This is a genomic window from Actinomyces howellii, assembly GCF_900637165.1.
Taxonomy (GTDB): domain Bacteria; phylum Actinomycetota; class Actinomycetes; order Actinomycetales; family Actinomycetaceae; genus Actinomyces; species Actinomyces howellii.
On record NZ_LR134350.1, the window covers coordinates 2,603,086 to 2,623,681 of the forward strand.

The 20,596-nt window shown below is 74.4% G+C and carries 18 protein-coding genes; 10 read left to right on the forward strand and 8 right to left on the reverse strand.

The window, feature by feature from the left end:
• The first annotated feature begins 348 nt into the window (after positions 1-348).
• The 6 genes from EL245_RS10875 to EL245_RS10900 all read left to right on the forward strand — a co-directional run bounded on the left by EL245_RS10875 (position 349) and on the right by EL245_RS10900 (position 8,083).
• Positions 349-1,326: an ATP-binding cassette domain-containing protein gene (locus EL245_RS10875; RefSeq protein WP_126383139.1), complete on the forward strand. Its 978-nt coding sequence runs from the start codon at positions 349-351 to the stop codon at positions 1,324-1,326.
• A complete protein-coding gene (locus EL245_RS10880; protein WP_170174825.1) occupies positions 1,319-2,137 on the forward strand; it encodes an ABC transporter ATP-binding protein in 819 nt (272 codons plus the stop codon). Before EL245_RS10875 ends, EL245_RS10880 begins: the two co-directional genes overlap by 8 nt.
• A gap of 113 nt (positions 2,138-2,250) precedes the next feature.
• Positions 2,251-3,843: an ABC transporter substrate-binding protein gene (locus EL245_RS10885; protein ID WP_126383141.1), complete on the forward strand. Its 1,593-nt coding sequence runs from the start codon at positions 2,251-2,253 to the stop codon at positions 3,841-3,843.
• Between the two features lie 119 nt (positions 3,844-3,962).
• Positions 3,963-5,735: an ABC transporter permease subunit gene (locus tag EL245_RS10890; RefSeq protein WP_232009737.1), complete on the forward strand. Its 1,773-nt coding sequence runs from the start codon at positions 3,963-3,965 to the stop codon at positions 5,733-5,735.
• Positions 5,736-5,850: 115 nt separating this feature from the next.
• Positions 5,851-7,401, forward strand: a complete 1,551-nt coding sequence (gene ilvA / locus EL245_RS10895) for a threonine ammonia-lyase, biosynthetic (RefSeq protein WP_126383142.1) — start codon at positions 5,851-5,853, stop codon at positions 7,399-7,401.
• A gap of 127 nt (positions 7,402-7,528) precedes the next feature.
• Positions 7,529-8,083, forward strand: a complete 555-nt coding sequence (locus EL245_RS10900; RefSeq protein WP_126383143.1) for an NADPH-dependent FMN reductase — start codon at positions 7,529-7,531, stop codon at positions 8,081-8,083.
• Positions 8,084-8,467: 384 nt separating this feature from the next.
• Here the strand turns inward: EL245_RS10900 and EL245_RS10905 are convergent, their stop codons facing one another.
• Complete coding sequence (locus tag EL245_RS10905; RefSeq protein WP_126383144.1) at positions 8,468-10,426, reverse strand: ABC-ATPase domain-containing protein; 1,959 nt, start codon at positions 10,424-10,426, stop codon at positions 8,468-8,470.
• A 25-nt stretch (positions 10,427-10,451) separates the two neighbouring features.
• Here EL245_RS10905 and EL245_RS10910 point away from each other — a divergent pair, with 25 nt between their 5' ends.
• Positions 10,452-11,060 (forward strand): DUF5655 domain-containing protein, encoded by a 609-nt coding sequence (locus EL245_RS10910; RefSeq protein WP_232009738.1) that lies wholly within the window; start codon positions 10,452-10,454, stop codon positions 11,058-11,060.
• Between the two features lie 165 nt (positions 11,061-11,225).
• Here the strand turns inward: EL245_RS10910 and EL245_RS10915 are convergent, their stop codons facing one another.
• Positions 11,226-12,113 carry an ArgP/LysG family DNA-binding transcriptional regulator gene (locus EL245_RS10915; RefSeq protein WP_232009739.1) on the reverse strand — a complete coding sequence of 296 codons (888 nt, stop codon included), beginning with the start codon at positions 12,111-12,113 and terminating at the stop codon, positions 11,226-11,228.
• Between the two features lie 58 nt (positions 12,114-12,171).
• Between EL245_RS10915 and EL245_RS10920 the strand changes: the two genes are divergently transcribed.
• Positions 12,172-12,840, forward strand: coding sequence for a LysE/ArgO family amino acid transporter (locus tag EL245_RS10920; RefSeq protein WP_126383145.1), 669 nt, complete (start codon positions 12,172-12,174; stop codon positions 12,838-12,840).
• Between the two features lie 65 nt (positions 12,841-12,905).
• Here the strand turns inward: EL245_RS10920 and msrA are convergent, their stop codons facing one another.
• The 4 genes from msrA to trhA form a co-directional block, all read right to left on the reverse strand.
• Positions 12,906-13,613, reverse strand: coding sequence for a peptide-methionine (S)-S-oxide reductase MsrA (msrA, locus tag EL245_RS10925; RefSeq protein ID WP_126383146.1), 708 nt, complete (start codon positions 13,611-13,613; stop codon positions 12,906-12,908).
• Between the two features lie 135 nt (positions 13,614-13,748).
• Entirely contained in the window at positions 13,749-14,243 is a 495-nt protein-coding gene (locus EL245_RS10930; RefSeq protein ID WP_126383147.1) for a GreA/GreB family elongation factor, read from the reverse strand.
• A 157-nt stretch (positions 14,244-14,400) separates the two neighbouring features.
• Positions 14,401-15,633 (reverse strand): PPK2 family polyphosphate kinase, encoded by a 1,233-nt coding sequence (locus tag EL245_RS10935; protein ID WP_126383148.1) that lies wholly within the window; start codon positions 15,631-15,633, stop codon positions 14,401-14,403.
• A 192-nt stretch (positions 15,634-15,825) separates the two neighbouring features.
• Complete coding sequence (gene trhA / locus EL245_RS10940; RefSeq protein ID WP_126383149.1) at positions 15,826-16,524, reverse strand: PAQR family membrane homeostasis protein TrhA; 699 nt, start codon at positions 16,522-16,524, stop codon at positions 15,826-15,828.
• Between the two features lie 213 nt (positions 16,525-16,737).
• Between trhA and EL245_RS10945 the strand changes: the two genes are divergently transcribed.
• Both EL245_RS10945 and EL245_RS10950 read left to right on the forward strand, forming a co-directional pair.
• Positions 16,738-17,571, forward strand: a complete 834-nt coding sequence (locus EL245_RS10945) for an isoprenyl transferase (protein ID WP_126383150.1) — start codon at positions 16,738-16,740, stop codon at positions 17,569-17,571.
• A 185-nt stretch (positions 17,572-17,756) separates the two neighbouring features.
• On the forward strand, positions 17,757-19,067 hold the full coding sequence (locus tag EL245_RS10950) for a PhoH family protein (protein WP_126383151.1): 1,311 nt from the start codon (positions 17,757-17,759) through the stop codon (positions 19,065-19,067).
• Between the two features lie 173 nt (positions 19,068-19,240).
• On the opposite strand, the gene EL245_RS10955 is transcribed toward EL245_RS10950, so the two are convergent.
• Together EL245_RS10955 and EL245_RS10960 are read right to left on the reverse strand one after the other, a co-directional pair.
• The gene (locus EL245_RS10955) at positions 19,241-20,188 is read right to left on the reverse strand and encodes a carbohydrate kinase family protein (protein ID WP_126383152.1); all 948 of its coding nucleotides are present in this window, start codon (positions 20,186-20,188) and stop codon (positions 19,241-19,243) included.
• Between the two features lie 60 nt (positions 20,189-20,248).
• Positions 20,249-20,500 carry an exodeoxyribonuclease VII small subunit gene (locus EL245_RS10960; protein ID WP_126383153.1) on the reverse strand — a complete coding sequence of 84 codons (252 nt, stop codon included), beginning with the start codon at positions 20,498-20,500 and terminating at the stop codon, positions 20,249-20,251.
• Positions 20,501-20,596 lie beyond the last annotated feature (96 nt).

Genomic DNA, 20,596 nt, shown 5'->3' on the forward strand with positions numbered 1-20,596 from the left:
CCCTCCGTCAGGTGCGTAGCCGGGCCTCGTATCGCGGTGCTCCCGAGACCCGGGTGCCTGGGAGCCTGGGTGTGCGAGTGCACAGGGGCTTTGCGCCGGCCAGGGGCTTTGCGCCGGCCAGGGGCTTGGGTGCATGGGGCCTCGCCATGGCTCGGGGCCAGGGTGCCTGGGTGCCTCGGGGCCAGGGTGCCTGGGTGCCTGGGGGCCCGGGGCCTCGCCGTGGCCCGGCTGACGGCGCCGGGCCCCCGACGGTGACGCCTCCGCCCAGGAGCAGACCAGAGACCGCGTCCCGGGCCAGCAGCACCCACAGATTTGAGAATGGGTTTCATCATTGTTTAGGGTGACCTCATGACCGTCATCGTGGAGGACCTGAGCGTGAGCATCGCCGGTCGCCGTCTGGTCGACGGCGTCGGCCTGACGCTCACCTCCGGTGAGCGCACCGCCCTGGTCGGCGCATCAGGGGCGGGTAAGTCCCTGGCCTGCGCCGCGCTGGCCGGCACACTGCCTCCGGGCGCCACCGCCACGGGGCGCCTGACCGTCCGTCGCACCGACCGCCCCGAGCCCGACGACGGCGTCAACCTCCTCGACCTGCCCGCTGCGCGCCGGCCCTCCTCCAGCCGCATCGCCCTGGTCCAGCAGGACCCCTCGACCTCCCTGCACCCCCTGGAGACCGTCGGCACCCAGGTCGCGGCGGCGGCCCGTGCGGCAGGCGCCAGCCGCGACGGGGCCCGCTCACGGGCCCTCGAGCTGCTCGAGCGCGTCGGGCTCGATGCCGACCTGGCCGCGCGCGTGCCCGCACGTCTGTCCGGGGGCCAGCGCCAGCGTGCCGCGGTCGCTCTCGCGCTGGCCTGCGAGCCGGTGCTCATCGTGGCCGACGAGCCCACCACGGCGCTCGACGTCGTGGCCCGGGCCGAGCTGCTGGCGGTCCTCGTCGAGGTGACCAGCCCCTGGTCCGACTCCGTCGGAGGCGCGGACAAGGGCGCCGCCGACGCCCCCGCGCTCCTCCTGGTCACCCACGACCTGCCCGCGGCCGGCACCTGCGAGCGCGTCGTCGTCCTGGACGAGGGCCAGGTGGTGGAGTCCGGTGACTCCCGGTCCGTCCTGACCCGCCCGCTGCACGAGGTCACCCGCGCCATGTGCGAGGCGGCGCGCGAGGAGAGCCTGGCGGGCGCCCTGGCCGCCATCGAGAGCCGTGCCGCCGTCGATGACTGCGCCCTGTGCGAGATCACCCAGGGGGAGTCCGGCCGGAGACCGGGGTACATGCCGCGCTCGCGGGTCCTTGCCGCCGGGGCCCCGTCGTCGGCCCAGGGGCGTCACGGTGAGTGAGCCGGCCCTGGAGGTCACGGGCCTGACCCGCTCCTACCCCGAGGCATCCGGACGGCGCACCGTCCTGCACGAGGTCGACCTCACCGTCCCGCAGGGAAGCAGCGTCGCGCTGCTGGGGCGCTCGGGCTGCGGCAAGACCACCCTGCTCAAGGCCCTGCTCCTCATCGACCGCCCCGGGCGAACGGACACGGGCACGATCAGGCTCGACGGGCGCGTCGTGCGCCGCCCGCGCCTGGGCTCGGCGGCGCTGCGCCCCTACCGGCGCGCCGTCCAGTGCGTCCCCCAGGACCCCGCTGCCGGCCTCGACCCCCGCCGCGACGTCCTGTCCCAGGTCACCGGCGCGATGGCGACGCTCGGGGTGCCCGGTGCCAGGCAGGACCACGAGGCCACCGCGGTCGGGCTCCTGAGCGCCCTCGACCTGCCGCGGGAGAGCTGGCGCCGCCGTCCCCACGAGATCTCCGGCGGCCAGGCCCAGCGCCTGGCCATCGCCCGGGCCCTGGCGCCCGGCCCGCGCTACCTCCTGCTCGACGAGCCGGTCTCCGGCCTCGACCCCCGCCGCCGCCACCAGGTCCTCGACCTGCTCGCCGGCCTGGTCGACGACGGCGGGCTGTGCGTGCCCGACCCCTCACCCCGGCCCGGGGTGCTCATCGTCTCCCACGACCTGGCGGCCGTCGCACGAGTCTGCGACAGGGCCGTGGTCATGGACGGCGGGCGGATCGTCGAGGACGTGCCCACCACCGGGCTCCTGGAGTCCCCGACGCACCCGACTGCCCGTGCCCTGCGCGACGCCCTGCCCCGCATGCCCGTCTGACCCCAGGGCCTGCGTGGCCCGTCAGCCCGGTCCTGCACGCGGACCGTGCGGACAGCCGCTCGCGGACCACGCGGGGCACCACGTCAGCAACTAGGAAGGAATAAAGCAAAGACATGGACACCTCCACCCCCCTCACCGCAGCGACGGCCCTCAGCCGCCGTCACGTCCTGGCCCTGCTCGGGGTCGGCGCCGCCGCCGGAGCACTCGCGGCCTGCTCCGACTCCACCTCGGCCGGGTCCTCGGGCGCCGACGGCAGGATCCGCCTGGCGATGCTCCAGCCGCCCCGCTCGGGCCTCAACCCCCTGTCCGACGACGCCTTCAAGCTCTCGCGCTGGTCGACCGCCGAGACCCTGGTCAACCTCGACGCCGAGGGCAACGCGGTCGAGGGCCTGGCCACCTCGTGGACGCGGGTCGATGACAGGACCTGGCGCCTCACCCTGCGCCAGGGCGTCACCTTCCACGACGGCACCGAGCTGACGGCCGAGCGCGTCGCCGCCTGCCTCACCTTCGCCGCCGGCTACTCCACGCCCCCGCGCATCCTCGACGGCGTCGAGCTGACCGCGGCCGCCGAGGGCGCCGACGTCCTGGTCACGACCGGAGCCGCCGACCCGCTCGTCCCGCAGCGCCTGTCCAGCCCCCAGCTGGCCATCCTGGCGGCGGGCGCCTACCCGGCCGACGGCGCAGCCGACGGACCGGTCGACCCCGTGGGCCACGGCACCGGACCCTTCGTCCTCAAGGTCGCCAACGGCACCGCCTCGGCGACCCTGGAGCGCTACGAGGGCTACTGGGGGGACAAGGCGGCCGCCACCGGGATCGACGTCACCTACGTGCCCGACGGCACCGCCCGGGGCGCGGCGCTGCGCACCGGAGAGGCCGAGCTCGTCGAGGCGGTCCCGGTGTCCCAGGCCGCCACCATCGACGCCGCGCTCCTCCACGAGGTCCCGATGCCGCGCACGGCGACCCTCTACCTCAACACCGCCAAGGGCCCCTTCGCCGACCCGGCGGTGCGCGCCGCGGCCCGCAACGCCCTGGACCCCGCTGCCCTGGTCGAGACCATGTACGAGGGCTACGCCGACGTCGCCGCCGGTCTCCTGGGCCCGGCCCTGCCCTGGGCCGCCCAGGAGCGCTCCTGGGGCGATGAGGTCCTGGCGGGGGCCGACGGCGCGGCGGCCGCGGGCAAGGTCCCCGGTGCCGTGACCGACGGGAGCGTCCCTGCCGGCACGACCATCACCCTGGGGACCTACACCGACCGCCCCGAGCTGGCGGAGATGGCCGTCGTCATCGTCCAGCAGCTTGAGGCGGCCGGCCTGACCGTCAAGACCGACGTGCGCGAGTACAGCCTCATCGAGGCCGACGCCCTGGCGGGCTCCTTCGACGCCTTCCTCCTGTCGCGAGCCACCGTCCTGGACTCCGGGGACCCGGTGGCCTACATGGTCTCGGACTTCTCCTCGGCCGGCTCCTTCTCCCTGAGCTTCCTGGCCGACCCGGCCGTCGACGAGGCGCTCGCGGCCGCCGGTGCGCTGGAGCCGGGGCCGGAGCGCCGTGCGGCGATCATGTCGGCCGAGGCGCTCGTCCTGGCCTCGGGCGCCGCGGTGCCGCTGCTGCACGAGCGCGTCCTGCAGGGGGAAGCCGCGGGCCTGAGCGGGGCCGAGCGGGACCCCCGCGAGCGCGCCCTCATCACCTCGGCCACCGTGGTCAAGGGCTGAGCGGGCCGAGGCGCACGATGGCAGTCGACCAGCCGCCCGCCCCGCCGGACCAGCACCGGCCGGTCCAGCCGCCACCGGAGCGGTCCCTGCCGGAGGGGCCGTCACCAGACGGCTCGCCAGTGGACGGAGCGCGCCCGCCGGGACCCGCGCGCAGGACGCGCCGAGCTCGGGCCCTGTGGCGCCCCGGCGCCGACGGGGCCGTCACCGCCGCCTCGCGGGCCGGGGCGATGGTCGTGCTCATCGTCGTCGTCGGGCTCCTGCCGTGGCTGTCGGGCAACGACCCGGTCCTGACGATCCTGCGGGCGACCTCCGCCGAGCGCGAGGCCACGCCCGAGGTGCTCGCCGCGGTCCGTGAGCGCCTGGGTCTGGCCGGTGGGCCGGTGGGCTCCCTCAGGCACTGGGTCGAGGGCCTGGTCTCAGGGGACCTGGGCACCTCCTGGATCTCCGGTGAGCCGGTGGGCGCGGGACTGGTCGAGGCCCTCGGCGTCTCGATGACCCTCATGGCGGCGGCGCTGGTCGTCGCGCTGGTCACCGCCGTCCTCCTCGTCCTGCCGGTGCTGCGCGACGGCCTGAGGGGGGTCGAGCGGCGCCGCGGCGGCGTGGTGGCCGCGGCGCTGACCTCCCTGCCCGAGTACCTCCTGGCGCCCGTGGCGCTGCTCGTCCTGTCGGTCTACCTCGGGCTGCTGCCTCCCTACGGGTGGGGCAGCGCCTCCCAGGTGGTCCTGCCCGCGCTGTCCCTGGGGCTGCCGGCCGGCGGACTCCTCGGCGGGCTCGTGTCGGACTCGGTGACCTCGGTGCTGGCCGAGCGCTGGGTCGCGACGTGGAGGACGGCGGGCATCGGTGGCGCCCGGTTCGTCTGGGCCGTCCTGCGTCGGGCCCTCACGCCCCTGACCGGGCAGGTGGCCCTCGTCGTGGTCGGTCTGACGGGCGGGGCCGTGGCGGTCGAGAAGGTCTTCGCCGTCCCCGGCCTGGGGCGCTCGCTGCTCGGCTCGGCCACGGCCCAGGACGTCCCCGCGCTCCAGGCGGGTGTGCTCATCCTGCTCCTGCTGGCCCTGGGCGCCGGGGCCGCCGCCGCCCTGGCGCGCCGCCTCCTGCTCGGGCAGGCGGCAGGATCAGGGGGGATGAGCGCCCCGCCGCCCGTGGCCCGCTCGGGGCGGGGAGCGGGCCTGGTCGCGGTGTCGGGCGCCGGCGCCCTCGTCCTCCTGGTGCTGGCGGGCACCGTCCGCGACCCGTACACCGTCGTCGCCTCCCGCCTCGAGCCGCCCTCGTGGGCGCTGCCCCTGGGGGCCGACGCCCTGGGACGAGACGTCCTGGCGCGGGTGGCGCACGGGGCGCTCGAGACGGTCGTGTCGGCCCTGGCGGTCACCGCCGTGTGCTTCGTCGTGGGGCTGGCCCTGGGCATGGCGCCGCGCGCGTCGGTCGGCTTCGTCGAGGTCGCCAACGCCGCGCCGCCGGTGCTCGCCGGGCTCCTCGTCGCAGCGGTCACCGGCCCCAGCGGAATCGGCGCGGCGGTGGCCGTGGCCTGCGTGGCCTGGGCGCCCCTGGCCGCTCACGCCGCCGCCCTCGTCCAGGAGGCCAGGGAGCGTCCCGACGTCGTCCTGGCCCCGGTTCTCGGAGAGGGACGTGTGCGGATCATGACCCGGCGGGTGCTGCCCGCGGTCGTGCCCTCCCTGGCCGGGCACGCCGCCTTGCGCCTCCCGGGAATCGCCCTGGCCCTGGCAGGACTGGGCTTCCTCGGCCTGGGAGCGCAGGCGCCCACCCCCGAGTGGGGTCTGGTGCTCGCCGAGGCGCTGCCCTACATCGAGCGCGCCCCCTGGGCGGTGGCGACCCCCGCGGCGGCGCTCGTCCTGCTCGCGGTCACCGCCGTGGCCGCCTCCCGCGCCTCGCGCTGAGCGCCCGGGCCGGGCTGGCTGGGGTGAGCGCCCGGGGCGTGAGCCGGGCCGCCGCGGCCGCAGGGCCGGGCCGCTGCGGCCGCCATCGCCCCATGAGTCCCGCTACCCTGTGGTGGTGAACGAGCTGGTGAGTGACGACGGCGCGTGGGACGGCGCCCGCTACCTGCGTGAGGTGCTGCGCGCCCCGGTCTACGAGGCGGCCGAGCACACGCCGCTGCAGGTCATGGAGGCGCTGTCCGAGCGGTTGGGCAGCACCGTGGAGGTCAAGCGTGAGGACCTTCAGAGCGTCCACTCCTTCAAGATCCGCGGCGCCTACACCTCCATGCGCGCCCTGGGGGAGGCCGAGCGCGAGCGCGGCGTCGTGACCGCCTCGGCGGGCAACCACGCCCAGGGGGTCGCCCGCTCGGCCGCCCTGCTGGGCATGCGCGCCGTCATCGTCATGCCCTCGGTCACCCCCCTGATCAAGGTCGACGCCGTGCGGGCGCTGGGCGGGGAGGTCCTCCTGTACGGCGACTCCTTCGACGTCGCCCAGGCCGAGGCCCTCCGCCTGGCGCGGGCCGAGGGGCTCACGTACGTCCCGCCCTTCGACGACCCGCGTGTCATCGCCGGTCAGGGCACGATCGGCCTGGAGATGATCCAGCAGGACGCGCGGATCGACCGGATCTTCGTGCCCGTGGGGGGCGGCGGGCTCGTCTCGGGGATCGCGGTGCTCGTCAAGCAGCTCATGCCCGCCGTCGAGGTCATCGGCGTCGAGCACGAGGAGTCGGCGTGCCTGCGCGCCGCCCTGGCCGCGGGGCGGCCCGTCGACCTCGAGCGGGTCGGGCTGTTCGCCGAGGGCGTCGCGGTGCGCCGGGTGGGGCGGGAGACCTTCCGCCTGTGCTCGGCCCTGCTCGACGACGTCGTCACGGTCTCCTCCGACGAGGTCTCGGCGGCCGTCAAGGACCTCTTCGAGGACCTGCGGGCGGTCCCTGAGCCCTCGGGGGCGATCGGCCTGGCGGGACTCAAGCGCCACGCCGCGACCCACGGGCTGCGGGGGGAGCGGCTGGCCTGCGTCCTGTCGGGGGCCAACCTCAACTTCCACCAGCTGCGCTACATCTCCGAGCGCTCCGAGCTCGGTGAGCAGCGTGAGGCGATCCTGGGGGTCACCATCCCCGAGGTCCAGGGGGAGTTCCTGCGCTTCGCCGCCGTGCTGGGGGGCCGCTCTGTCACCGAGTTCAACTACCGGCTCGACGCGGGAGGTGGCGGTCGGGCCCGCATCTTCGTGGGCGTGCGGCTGTCCCACGGCCGGCGCGAGCGCACCGCCATCGTCGGCGACCTCGAGCGGGCGGGCTACGACGTCGTCGACCTCACCGACGACGAGCTGGCCAAGGTCCACGTGCGCTCGATGATCGGGGGCCGTGCCTCGGCCCAGCTGCGTGAGCGCCTCTTCTCCTTCGAGTTCCCCGAGTCCCCCGGTGCGCTCATGCGCTTCCTCGAGGTGCTGGGGACCCGCTGGAACATCACGCTCTTCCACTACCGCACCGACGGCGCGGACTACGGCAGGATCCTCACGGCCTTCGAGGCGGGCCCCGAGGACGCCGAGCTCGCCGAGCACATGGACCGCCTCGGCTACGCCTACCACGAGGAGACCGGGAACCCGGCTGCCGTCTTCTTCCTGGGCCGGTGAGGGCGCGCGCGGCACCGGCACCGCCGGACAGCGGGTGTGGCAGGTGTCATGGAGCGAGTGCTGGTGACCTCCTCACCAGCACCCTAAGGTAGTTCATGAATCAACCATCCCTTCTCAAGGAGCACCCATGACCCGTATCGCCGTCGTCCTCGGATCCGTCCGCCCCAACCGATCTGGCGCCGGTGTGGCCCAGTGGGTCCTCGACAAGGCCAACGCCGTCGAGGGCGTCGAGGCCGAGCTCGTCGACGTCGCCTCCTTCGGCCTGCCGGTCTTCGCCGAGGAGGTCCCCCCGATGATGGCCGCACCGAAGGACCCGGCCGCCGTCGCCTGGAACGAGGCCCTGTCCGCCTACGACGCGTTCATCTTCGTCACCCCCGAGTACAACCGCTCGATCCCCGGTGCCCTCAAGAACGCGATCGACTTCACCGTCCCGGCCGCCCTGGCCAACAAGGCCGTCGGCCTGGTCGCCTACTCCTACTACAACGGCTTCCGCCCGGTCGAGCACCTGCGCGACATCCTGGTCAACTTCACCACCGGCGTCGTGGGCCCCCAGGTCAACCTCTCCCTGGTCACCGACGTCGCCGACGGCGCCTTCGCCCCCGCCCCCTTCCGCGACGGGGAGATCGCCGCGCTCGTCGAGGCCGTCGTCACCCAGGACAAGGCGCTGTCGACCCTGCGCTGAGGACTCCCGCGGGGCACCCGTGCCCCGCTGACGCCGCCCCGAGCCACCCGGCCCGGTCCGCCACCATCCGGTGGTGGACCGGGCCGTCGTCGTGTGTCGTCCGCCGGCGGGCGGGCGCCGCAGCGGGCGCGTGGCCGGCAGAACCGGACGCGGGGCGACGGTCCCGGACCGCTGAGTGCGGCGAGACCTGGCGGGGGCAGGCCGAACCGAGGCAAGGATCGGCGACCCGGACCGCCGCCTGGCGCTCGAGGTGCCATATGTCCCGAACTCGAGGTGCCATTAGTCCCGATCTCGGGGTGTCATTTGTCCCGATCTCGAGGTGTCACTTGTCCCGATCTCGGGGTGCCATTTGTCCCGATCTCGAGGTGAGGGGGCGCGCGTCTCTCAGGCCAGCGCGAGGCCGCGGTACCGGTTGACCGCCGCGGCGACGTCGACCATCCGGGGACGCACGAGGAAGGCCGGGCGGGCATCGAGGGCGTCCAGCCCCTCGTCGTCGAGCAGCGCCTCAAGGTCCTCCAGGCACTGGGCCAGGGTCGAGGCGCCGTCGAAGCGGCGCTCGAGCAGGGCGCGCAGGGCGTAGGCGATCGCCTCGGCCTGCCCGGGGTCGACGATGCCCGCCACGTCGGAGACGTCGATGTCCTCACGGTCCAGGGTCAGGGAGCCCAGGCCGTGGGCGCGGGTGCGCACCGGCCCGCGTCGCACGCGAGGCGGGGCGGGAAGCGGGACCCGCTGGCGCGGGGCGGGCAGGTCGTCCAGCGCGGTGGCCGGGCGCGGCTGGGAGGCCACGACCTGGGCGGCCTGGGCGGTCGCGTCGTGCAGCTCGTAGGAGTCGAGCAGGAGCACGCGGTCGGCCACGTCGAGGTAGTCGCCTGAGCCGCCCATGACCAGGACCGTCGAGACCCCCGCCGCGGCCAGTGCCCCGACGCGGTCGACAAGAGGGGTGATCGGCTCGCGCTCGGTCGACACGAGGGCCCGCATGCGCGAGTCCCGGATGAGCAGGTTGGTCGCGGAGGTGTCCTCGTCGAGCAGGATGACCGAGGCGCCCACCTCGACGGCCTCCATGAGGGAGGCGGCCTGGGAGGTCGAGCCCGAGGCGTTCGTGGTCGTGAAGGCGGCCGTGTCCCTGCCCGCGGGCAGGTGGGAGATGAAGGGGGTCAGGTCCACCCCGGTGACCGCGCGCCCGTCGGCGGCGCGGATCTTGACCGCGTCCGGGGCCGTGGCCACGAGCTCGCGGCCGTCGCCCGGCACGTGGGGGTAGACGCCGCGCTCGACGGCCCGCAGCAGGGTGGACTTGCCGTGGTAGCCGCCGCCGACGATGACCGTGACGCCCGTGCCGATGGCGGTGCCCCGCACCGTCCCGGCGTGCGGCAGCTCGACGGTGGCGGCCAGCGCCTCCGGGGCGTGCAGGGCCACCGCACCGGCGCGCATCGGCTCGTCGCTCACCCCGGAGCGGCGGGGAAGGAGGGATCCGTCAGCGAGGAAGGCGACCCAGCCGGCCTCGCGGACCGCGGCGCTCAGCGCCCGGTGGTCCTCGAGCGCGGCCACGTGCGCCATGAGCCTGCGGGCGCGCTCACCGCTGAGGTCGAGGGCCGTCGCCAGCTCGCGGGTCAGGTCCCGGCCCACGATCCGGGCCGCCTCGTGGCCCTGGACCGTGCGGCCCTGTGCGGGCAGGCTCACACGGGCCCGGATCTCGATGACGGGGCCGTCCTCACGGTCCCTCGCGTCCTCGGCGTCGCTTGCGTCCTCGGGCCCCGGCCAGCCTCCGCCCCTCCCACTGGCGGGCTCGTGGTCGCCGCTCTCGATGACCACGGCCGAGCGCTCGAGGATCTCCTGGCCGGGGGAGGCGATGGACAGGGCGGTGCCCCGGAACCCGGCGTGGAGCTCACGGGTGAGGAAGTCCCCCAGGGCCAGGCGTCGATCGGCGGTGGACAGCAGGCCCGCCTCCTCGAGCAGCTCGAGCCCCGGCGTCGAGACCGGGACGGTGACCCGGATGCGCGTCGGGGGCGCGTAGGGGTCGGCCTGCACGCGGTCGACGTGGAGCACCCAGCCCTCGGGCGCGGCGTAGCGGCCGCGGATCGCCTTGTAGGCGGCGTAGGAGCGGCCGTCCAGCGCGTGGAGGTGACCGACGAGGTCGCTCAGGGTGCCGTCGCGCGGCTCGTCGTCGAAGCGGCGGCGTGAGGCCGGGCGGCCTGCGCGCCCGCCCGCGGGCCCCGCCTCCCGGCGGTACCCCCGCTCACCGGGGTCCCTGCGCCTGCCGTCCCCGCGGTGGGCGCCGTCCCCGCGGTAGCCGCCGCCAGAGCCGTACCGGTCCGTGCGGTGGGCACCGCGCTCCTGCTCGCTCATGGCCCGATCCTGGCACACTGGCGTCATGGCGACGGAACCCACGGACATGATGCGGGCGGTGGCCCGAACGATGAGCGAGCGCACGGGCCGCAGCCTCGAGCAGTGGGTGGCGCTCGTCGAGGCTGCGGCCGGCGAGGGCGCCCTCGACCCCGGCGACCCCAAGGCCGTGCGCGCCTGGCTCAAGGCCGAGCACGCTCTGCCCCAGAACTCCCAGTGGGCGGTGGCCGACGCCACCGCCCGGCGCCACGGCTGGGAGCCCCCCACGGTCGAGGGCTACACCGACGCGATGTACTCGGGCCGCAAGGCGCCGCTGCGCCCCCTGCACGACGCGGTCATCGAGGCCGGACTCGCCCTCGGGCAGGCCGAGGCGCAGGGGCGTGCCGGCTACATCCCGCTGGTCCGCCGCACCCAGTTCGCCGCCGTGGGCCCGGGCACCTACGGCCGGCTGCGCATCGGCCTGCGCTTCCGCGGCGCGGTCCCCGACGACCCCCGTCTCGAGCCGGCCAAGGGCTTCGCCCAGGCCACCCACGTCCTCCACGTGGCGCCCCAGGGGCAGGACGGTGCCGCCACGGATCCTGCCGAGCTGGCCCGATCGCTTGAGCCCCTGCTGCGTGCCGCCTGGGAGCAGAACTGAGCCGAGAAGTGTCACTCAGGACCACAACTGGGCTCTCGCGAGCGTGTTGGCGCTCGGAGGATCGTTGTGATTCCGCGGTTCGCCTCGTTCCGGATCTCGCCGATCGTGGGTGATTGTGGTCCCCAGTGACACATTTGTGCTGCCCCTGAGCCCGCCGCTCGCCCCTCACTCGCGGATGAGCACCTCCGCGGCCGCCTCGCGGACCGCCGTGGTGAGACGGTCCAGCAGCGGGGAGCTGATCGACCACCTGTGCCAGTAGAGCCTCCAGTCGAGGTGCCCCAGACCCGGGACCCGCGTGAGGCCGGGGTGAGCCGCCAGCTCCCCGGCGGGCAGCATCCCCCAGCCCAGTCCGGCCTCGATGGCCGACACGAAGCCGGTGGCCGTGGGAACGACCGCCCGCGGCGGCCCCGGGGTCAGGCCCGCCCTGCGCAGCGCCAGGTCCTGGAGGTCGTCGTCAGCGTCGAATCGCAGGGCGGGCAGGCCGGCCGGATCGGCCGGGTCAGTGCGGCCGGCCAGCAGCGTGCGGGCGACGACCGGCTCGTAGCGCAGGGCGCCCAGCGGCTCGACCCGGCACCCGGCCACCCGGGTCGAGGAGGAGGACACCGCCGACATGACCGTCCCGGAGCGCAGGAGCTCGGCGGTGCGCGACTCGTTGGCCACGACGACGCGCAGGCGGGTGGGCCAGTCGACGGCACGGCGCAGGACCCCGCGGTACCAGGTCGACAGGGTGTCGGCGTTGACGGCGGTGGTCAGCTCGACGGGGTCCGGACCGGCGGCGCCGTCGTCGGACAGGTCGAGCTCGGCGGCGAGCTCGGCGGCCAGGAGGTGCTGCTGGCGGGCGTAGCGCAGGACGACCTGCCCGGAGCGTGTGGGGGTCGAGGGGGCTCCGCGGCGCACGAGCACCCTGCCCAGGGCCGACTCCAGGGCGCGGATGCGCTGGCTGACCGCCGAGGTCGACACACCCAGACGGGCTCCGGCGGCCTCGAAGGTGCCGGTGTCGGCGATGGCCTCGAGAGCAGCCAGCTGGTCGGGGTTCATGAAGGAGATCTTCACAAGGTGCAGAATATCGCGCTGGCCTTGAGGGAATGTCCTTCCTAAGGTCGTTGACGTGATGACCGACATGAGCCTCCTCGCCCCCTGTTCCCCGACCCTCCTGCAGGCCTCCGCGCTCGCACCGAGCGCGGGCCTGGTCCCGCTGCTCACGGGCTTCGGGACGGGCATCGGCCTCATCGTCGCGATCGGCGCCCAGAACGCCTGGGTGCTGCGCCAGGGGGTGCGCCGTGAGCACGTGGGGCTCGTCGTGGCGATCTGCTCGGTGAGCGACCTCGTCCTCATCTGCGTCGGCACCGCCGCGGTCGGCGCGGTGTCCTCGATGGCGCCGTGGGTGCTCGAGGTGCTGCGCTGGGGCGGTGTGCTCTACCTCCTCGGATTCGCCCTCACCTCCTTGCGCTCGGCCCTGCGCCCCGGGGCGCTTGAGGAGGCCGCCGCCCGTCCGGCTGCCTCCGTGGCTCTGACGACCCTCGCCCTGACCTGGCTCAACCCCCACGTCTACCTCGACACCGTCCTCATGCTCGGCACGGTCACGAACAGCTTCGGTGCGGCCCGGTGGGCTGCGGCCGCAGGCGCCTGCCTGGCCTCCGTCGTGTGGTTCACCGCCCTCGGCCTGGGGGCACGGGCCCTGTCCGGGCCGCTGGGGCGCCCGGTGACGTGGAGGGTCCTCGACGTGGGCGTCGGCGTCGTCATGCTCGCCGTCGCCGCGAACCTCGCGCTCGGCGGGTGAGGGCCCGGGCGCGCGAGACGGTGCGGGGCCGGGGAGACGGGGCCTCCCGGGCCCCGGGGAGTCGCTCAGGCGCCGGGCGCGGCCTCGGGCGGGAGCACCTCGGTCTGGGCGGGCAGGTCGACGATGCCCACCGGGCAGGTCACCCCGTTGGGGCCGTGGTTGCAGTAGCCGCCGGGGTTCTTCTCGAGGTAGCCCTGGTGGTAGTCCTCGGCCAGGTAGAAGGGCCCGCCGAACTCGTCGTAGAGCTCGTCGGCCGGACCGATCGTCGTCACGCAGGTGCCCAGGCCCAGCCGGGTCAGCTCGCCCTGGAAGGCCTCGCGGATGATCGCCGCGGCGCTGGCCTGGGCGGGGGTCGTCGTCCACACCGCCGAGCGGTACTGGGTGCCGACGTCGTTGCCGTGGCGGTTGAGCCGGGTGGAGTCGTGGTTCTCCCAGAAGGCGCGCAGCAGCGACTCGCCCCCGGCGCCGCACACGGCGGGGTCGTAGACCACGCGCACGGCCTCGGCGTGCCCGGTGGCCCCGGTGCACACCTCGCGGTAGGTCGCGTTCGGCGTCGTGCCGCCCATGTAGCCCACCGCCGTGGAGACCACGCCCTCCTGGCGCCACAGGATGCGCTCGACGCCCCAGAAGCAGCCCCCGGCGAGGTAGATGACCTCGGTGCCCGCCGGCCAGGGGCCGTTGAGGGGGGTGTGCAGGACGACGTGCTCGCCCGGGTCGGGCAGCAGCGTCGACTCGCGTCCGGGCAGGTCGGTGGAGCGTGCTGGCTTCGTCATGGCGGACACGCTACCGCGCCCGCGGCGACCGGCGCCCCAGCGGGTGCGCTCACGGGTCGGAGCGCCCGGCTGGGGCGCCGGTACCCGGCCCCGCACCCGGACCGGGTGCCGGGCGCGAAACCGGGGGAGGGCAGCTCAGAGAGGAACGACCTTGATGATCTCGGCCGAGATCTCCTTGCCGTTGGGGGCCAGGTAGCTGACGGTCTGACCCGCCCGGTGGCCCATGAGCGCCTTGCCCAGCGGGGCGTCGGGGGAGAAGACCTTGACCCCCTCGGGGACGTCCTCGTTGATCTCCTGACCGCCCAGGGCGAAGGTCTGCTCGCGACCGGCGAGCCGTGCGGTGACCACCGTGCCCGCAGAGACGGTCCCGTCCTCAGCCGCCTGCCCGATCTGCGCGTTGTCGAGGATGTCGACGAGCTGGAGGATCCGGGCCTCGTTGAGCGCCGCCTCCTCGCGCGCCGCGTGGTAGCCGGCGTTCTCCCGCAGGTCACCCTCCTGGCGGGCGGCCTCGACGCGCTGAGCGATCTCCTTGCGCTCGGTGTCCTTGCGGTGGCGCAGCTCCTCGGTGAGACGGTCGAAGGCCTCCTGGGTGAGCCAGGTGCCCTGGTTCTCGGTGCTCTCGGCAGCCATCTGGTCCTCCTTGAGGGTAGGTATGAGCAACGAGTGTAGTGCGCAGGCCGCCTCCTGCCCCCCGGTTCCACGGTCCCTCGTGCCGACGACACTCCAGGACCGGACCAGGGGGTGGCGTGCCGGCCCCGCAGCCGCGGCCCCGGAGCCGCGGCCCTCGCTAGCCCGCGCGCTCCTCGGTACCCGTGCTCGTCTCCTCGGCGCGACCCGCCTGCTCCTCCTCCCGGCGACCCGCCCCGCCGGACGTGCTGCCGACCGTGCTCCTGGCGGTGCTCCTGGCAGTGCTGCCGCCGGGCGTACCGCGGACCTTGCCGTTGCCGGATCCGTTGCCGTCGACCTTGCCGTTGCCGGATCCGTTGCCGTTGCCCGCTGCCTCGTCGGCGGACAGGGACCGGGCGGCGTCGTCGACGGCGGCGATGCGCCCGGCGACCCGGTCGAGCCGGGAGGCCAGACGCTCGTCGTAGCGTGCCAGCGCTCCGGCGCTGATCGTCGCCCGCACCCGAGCGCGCTCGGCCTCGACGTCGAAGTGGGCCTCGGGCCAGGAGATCTCGAGCTCGGCCAGGGTGCGCAGGACGAGCTCGGTGACCGCCAGGCGCGCGTACCACTTGCGGTCGGCCGGGACGACGTACCAGGGGGCCTCCTCAAAGGACGTGGCCCGCAGCATCCGCTGGTAGACGGCGTGGTAGTCGAACCACTTCTCGCGGGTGTCCATGTCCGAGGCGGCGTACTTCCAGTGCTTGTCCGGCCGGTCAACCCTCTCGAGCAGCCGCAGCCCCTGCTCGTCGTAGGAGACCATGAGCGCCACCTTGATGAGCGCGGTCCCCGAGTCGATGAGCTCCCGCTCGAAGTCGTGGATCTGCTCGATCCGGGCCGCCAAGGAGGCCTCGGAGAGCTCGCCGTTGACGGCCGGGACGAGAACGTCCTCGTAGTGGGAGCGGTCGAAGAACCCGATGATCCCGGCCGGCGGGACCGCCGCGCGGATCCGCCACAGGAAGTCGTGGCTGCGCTCCTCGACGGTGGGCGCCTTGAAGGCGGTCAGACGCACGCCCTGGGGGTCCACCAGTCCCATGACGTGGCGCGCGAGCCCGCCCTTGCCCGCTGTGTCGAGCCCCTGCGCGACGACGAGGACCCTGCGGGTGGAGCCGTCGGTGGCCGCCGCGAAGAGCCGCTCCTGGAGAGAGGCCAGCAGCGGGGTGATCGAGGAGGTGTAGGCGATCGCCTCCTCCTCACCCCCGGTCCACCCCGGGGTCGACGCCTGGTCGACGGAGGCCAGGTGGATGTCGGCGCCCACCCGCAGCGCCTGGCGGGGGTCGACCTGCCACCCCTGGCGCCTGGCCGAGCCGCCCGACACCGCGCTCCTCCTCGACGCGCCCTTCGTGCGCTTGGGTGCCATACCCTCTCCTGCCCCGGCCCGGCCTGCACCGGGCCTCATCCGTGCCTGGTCTGAACGTCGTCCGTCCGTCGTCCGTCCGTCATCCGCGCCCCCGTCCTCGGCGCGCCGGTGCGCCGACGACGGCGGTCATCGGGTTCTCGCCCCGGTGGGTGCAGGGTAGCGCGGCCGGGGCCAGACGGCGCGGCGGGAGCCTCAGGACAGGACGGCCAGGTAGCAGGCCGTGCAGTGGCACGCCCAGGCCAGGACGGTGCACACGTGGAAGATCTCGTGGAAGCCGAACCAGCGGGGCAGCGGGTCGGGGCGCTTGCGGGCGTAGACCACCGCGCCGACCGTGTAGGTCACGCCCCCGGCCACGAGCAGCCACACGATGACAGGGCCGCCCGCCACCCAGAACTGGGGCAGGAACCAGATCGCCACCCAGCCCAGGACGACGTAGAGGGCGGTGGAGAACCACCGCGGCGCCCCGGGCCACACGAGCGAGCTCGTGATGCCCAGGGCCGCGCCGCCCCACACGATCCCCAGGACCAGGCGCGCGGTCGCGGTGTCGAGCAGCGCCACGGACAGGGGCGTGTAGGTCCCGGCGATGAGCAGGTAGATGGTGGCGTGGTCGACCCGCCGCAGCACCGAGGTCACCGCCGCCGGGAAGTGCCCGTTGGAGATGTGGTAGACCCCCGAGTTGGCGAAGAGCATGAGGGAGGCGGCCAGGTAGGCGGCGCAGGCCCACCTCAGGGCGGTGCCGGGGGCCAGGACGGTGAGCACGATGCAGGCGGCCAGAGCCAGCGGGGCGGTCGCGGCGTGGATCCAGCCGCGCAGGCGAGGCTTGACCGCCCGGACCAGGTCGGAGGCGGCCGAGATCGCCGTAGCCGGTCGAGCGACGACGCGCTTGGTCATGAGCCTCCTCGAGGACGACGACGTGCCGGGAACGTCGGGCAGGACGGCCCCCGGGTCAGTTACGCCTCCGTAGGTTACGCCACCGTAGGTTGGAGTCCAAGGTGGGCGGGGGCTCGTCGACGCGATAGCGTGGGCCACGGATCGACCCAGCGGGAGCTCGACGGCGAGAGACCGACGAGACGCACCGAGCACGCAGGAGGGGTGAGGGCGACGATGGCAGGGGACAGCCTCCTCTACGAGCTCTACGAGCGCAGGCTCGCGGCGCGGCTCGAGCCGGGGCGCGCGCCCGAGCACGTCGGCGTCATCCTCGACGGCAACCGGCGCTGGGCCCGCACGATGGGCATCGGGACCGCCCAGGGCCACAAGCGGGGGGCTGACAAGATCGCCGAGTTCCTCACCTGGGCCGAGGACGCGGGGGTGCAGGTCGTCACCCTGTGGCTGCTGAGCACCGACAACCTCTCGCGGGATCCCGCCGAGCTCTCCCCACTGCTCGACATCATCGCCCACGCCGTCGACGAGCTCGCCGCCACCGGGCGGTGGAGGCTGCGGCTCGTCGGCGCCGTCAACCTCCTGCCCGCCCCCGTGGCGGAGCGCCTGCGCGCGGCCGTGGCCTCGACGCTCACCCCCGGGCCCGAGGAGCAGGCGCACGGAGGACGAGCACCCGTGGGCCAGGAGCACGACCCGGGGTCCGGGGCGGACGCCCGGATGCAGGTCAACGTCGCCGTCGGGTACGGGGGCCGTCAGGAGATCGCCGACGCCGTGCGCGACCTGCTGCGCGAGCGGGCCGCGGCAGGGGCCTCCATCGAGGAGGTGGCCGAGACACTGGCCGAGGAGGACATCACCGCCCACCTCTACACCAAGGGCCAGCCCGACCCGGACCTGGTCATCCGCACCTCGGGGGAGCAGCGGCTCTCGGGCTTCCTCCTGTGGCAGTCGGTGCACTCGGAGTTCTACTTCTGCGAGGTCTACTGGCCGGCCTTCCGGCGCATCGACTTCCTGCGTGCGCTGCGCGACTACGCCCGCCGGGAGCGCAGGCTGGGCAGGTAGAAGCAGGCCGGGGCAGGACGAGACAGGCTGAGACCGGTCGAGACGGGGCGAGCGCAGATCGGGCGACGCGGCGTCGGATGACCGCCCGCAGCCCCCGACCGTGACGTACCGTGAGGGGTGTCACAGATGGCGGCTCCGACAGGGCGCCGTCGTCCCGCCAGCGGATGCCTCCACGGAGGGCTGTTATGCGAACCTACGTCCTGGACACCTCGGTCCTGCTGTCTGATCCCCGTGCGGTCCTGCGCTTCGACGAGCACGCCGTCGTCCTGCCGGTGGTCGTCATCTCCGAGCTCGAGGGCAAGCGGCATCACCCCGAGCTGGGCTACTTCGCCCGGTCGGCCCTGCGTCTGCTCGACTCCCTGCGTGAGCGCCACGGCCGTCTCGACCGGCCGGTCCCCGTGGGCGAGACCGGCGGCACGCTGCGCGTCGAGCTCGGCGGCGACGAGCAGGTCCTGCCCGCGGGCATGCGCCTGGGGGACAACGACTCCCGGCTGCTGTCGGTGGCGGTGACGCTGGCGGGCCAGGGCGGGGAGGTCGTCGTGGTCTCCAAGGACCTGCCCATGCGCATCAAGGCGGCCTCGGTGGGCCTGGAGGCCGAGGAGTACCGCGCCCAGCTGGCCAGCGAGGAGATCTACTCGGGGATGACCTCGGCGGGCCTGACCGACGAGGAGATGTCGAGCCTGTGGGAGGGACACGCCCTAGACCTGGCCGAGCTGACCGACCGGGACTGCGCGGCAGAGCTCGAGGCTCAGCCCGTCCACACCGGGGTGCGCCTGGGCTCTGCGCGGGGCTCGGCGCTGGCCACGGTCGTGCGCGGGGCCCTGCGGCTCGTGCGCCCTGACCGGGAGGTCTTCGGGGTGCGAGGGCGAAGCGCCGAGCAGCGCGTGGCCATCGACCACCTGCTCAACCCCGAGATCGGCATCGTCTCCCTGGGCGGTCGCGCCGGCACCGGCAAGTCCGCGCTGGCCCTGGCCGCGGGCCTCGACGCCGTGGTCAACCGGCGCGAGCACCGCAAGGTCATGGTCTTCAGGCCCGTGTACGCCGTGGGCGGGCAGACCCTGGGCTTCCTGCCCGGGGACACGAGCGAGAAGATGGCGCCCTGGGCGGAGGCGGTCTTCGACACGCTGGGGTCGGTGGTGCGCTCCGAGCGGGTCGAGAGGATCGTCAGCCTCGGCCAGCTCGAGGTCCTGCCCCTCACGCACATCCGCGGCCGCTCCCTGCACGACGCCTTCGTCATCGTCGACGAGGCCCAGTCCCTGGAGCGCAACGTCCTGCTCACCGTGCTCTCGCGGGTGGGCCAGGGATCCAAGGTGGTCCTCACCCACGACGTCGCCCAGCGCGACAACCTGCGGGTGGGACGCTGGGACGGGGTCGCCAGCGTCGTGGAGTCCCTCAAGGACAAGGACCTCTTCGCCCATATCGACCTCGTGCGCACCGAGCGCTCGGAGATCGCCGAGCTCGTCACCCGGATGCTCGACGAGGTGCCGCTGTACTGAGGGTGCCAGGCCGCTGCCGGAGCAGTGCGGCACGGGCCGCGCAGGCCGCGCCGCACGGGCCGCGCCGCTTCGCTCGGGCAGCACGGGCCGCGCCGCTCCGGCGGGCGACCTCGTGGGCGGACACCGGTGAGCCTGCCCGGCAGGCGGTGGTCCGGTCCCGGGACCGGATCCGCTCAGCCCTCGAGCTCGGCGCGGGTGGGCGGGTTGGCTCCGGCGCGCGAGACCGTGATGTCGGCGACGGCGGCGGCGTGTCGCACGACCCTCTCAAGGGTCTCGGCGTCGATGGCGTGGAGCGCCTCGCGGCGGTCGGCGCCCACGAGGCCCTCGGACCACAGGCCGTCCTCGAGCCCGCCCATGAAGGAGTCGCCGGCGCCGACCGTGTCGGCCACGACGACGTCGGGGCTGGCCGGGACCTCGAGGCGCAGCCCCGAGGAGGTCAGGGCCAGGGCCCCGTGCTTGCCCCGGGTGACCACGACGACGGCCGGGCCGGAGGCGAGCCAGCCGCGCAGGACCTCCTCGACGTCGGCCTGCTCCCCGTAGAGCCAGGCGATGTCCTCGTCGGAGCACTTGACGAGGTCGGACAGGGCGATGAGGCGCTCGACGGTGGCGCGGGCGGACTCGGGGGTGCCCATGAGCTGGGGGCGGGCGTTGGGGTCGTAGCAGATCGTCGAGGTGGGCCGGAAGTCGGTGAGGACCCGCTCGACGGTGGTGGCTCCCGGCTCCAGGATCGCAGCGATCGATCCGGTGTGGACCAGCAGCGGGGCCTCGTTGCCCTCGACGGGCGAGGGGTAGGGCGGGTTCCAGTCGAGGTCGAACAGGTAGGTGGCCGCCCGGTCCTCCCCGATGGTCGCCTCGGCGGTCGAGGTGCGGTCGGCGCCGTCGGAGCCCGGGGTGAGGCGGACGCCCGAGGCCTCGAGGTGGCTGCGCACCGCCAGGCCGCGCGGGTCGGTGCCGATCCAGCAGTCGAGCCAGGCCTCCCGGCCCAGCCGGCTCAGCCCCAGGGCGACGTTGGCAGGTGACCCCCCGGGGATGTCGCGGGGGGTCTGACCGGGGTGGATGACGACGTCGACGAGCGCCTCGCCGATGACGAGGGCGGTTCCGTGGGGGCCGGGTGCGGTCATGGTGAGGGCTCCTTGATCTGGACGTGCCGGTGAGAGGGACGGGACTGCGGGCGGACGGGATCAGGACGGGTCGTCGTGCTCGGCGACGGCGGCCAGGCGGGCACGGGCGTCGTCGAGCCAGGACTGGCAGCGGGCGGCGAGAGCCTCGCCGCGCTCCCACAGGGCCAGTGCCTCCTCGAGGGGGACCTGCCCGGCCTCGAGGCGCTGGACGACGCCGACGAGCTCCTCGCGGGCCTGCTCGTAGGTCAGGGCGGCGACGTCGGCGTTGGCGTCGCCCGGGCCGGAGGGCTCGGCGGGGGAGGACAGGCTCATGACCCCGATTCTTGCACGCACCAGGCCGCGCCGACCGGGCCTTCGCGCGACGAACCGCAGGCTCCCCCGTCGTCGACCGGTCATGTAACTTTCGAC